The organism is Bacillus sp. LR--39, assembly GCF_053613335.1.
This window is the reverse complement of record NZ_JBSIOT010000928.1, coordinates 1-689: the sequence shown is the minus strand read 5'-3', so window position 1 is coordinate 689 and position 689 is coordinate 1. Positions and strand designations below refer to the sequence as shown.

General features: G+C 50.4%; 1 protein-coding gene. It reads right to left on the bottom strand.

The window, feature by feature from the left end; translation table 11 throughout:
• A partial coding sequence (locus tag ACWHAR_RS27530) for a M3 family metallopeptidase (protein WP_452088492.1) occupies positions 1-689 on the bottom strand: 689 nt, incomplete at both ends.

Below are 689 nucleotides of genomic sequence, written 5' to 3'. Positions count from 1 at the left end.
GGCCTGCTGGACAGTCGCGTCCGCGACTATCATCTCTGCAAACGTTGAAGCTGTTTCTGCAACGTTCATGGCGTAGGAGCGGTTTAACGGCCTGACGTCGAGCATTGCTTCCTGATGGAACGCGTGCCCGAGTTCATGCGCAAGGGTAGAGACATTTGAGGCGCTGCCCGAAAATGTCATGAAAATCCGGGATTCCCCGCTGTCTGGAAAGCTCGTGCAAAAGCCGCCGACTCTTTTTCCGCTCCTGTCTTCCGCCTCAATCCAGCCGTCACGAAACGCTTTTTCAGTGAATGAGGACAGCTTTTTGCCAAACGTTGAAAACTGGCTGGTAATGATATTCGCGGCTTCATCATACGAATAGACCTTTCCGTCAGAACCGATCGGTGCCTCGACATCGTACCAGCTGAGTTTTTCAAGGCCGAGCATGGATGCTTTCCGGTTCAAAAACTGAACGAACGGCTTCTTGTTTTCAGTGATGACCTGCCACATCGTATCAAGTGTTTCTTTTTTCATCCTGTTAATTTGCAGCGGTTCCTTCAGGACATTCTCCCAGCCGCGCGCTTTATAGGTTTCAAGCCGGAATCCCGCCAAATGATTCAGCGTGCTGCTGAAAATATCTTGCTTGCTCTCCCAAGCTTGGCGGAAACGTTCATATACTGTTTTTCTGACAGTACGGTCTTGATGGTCCA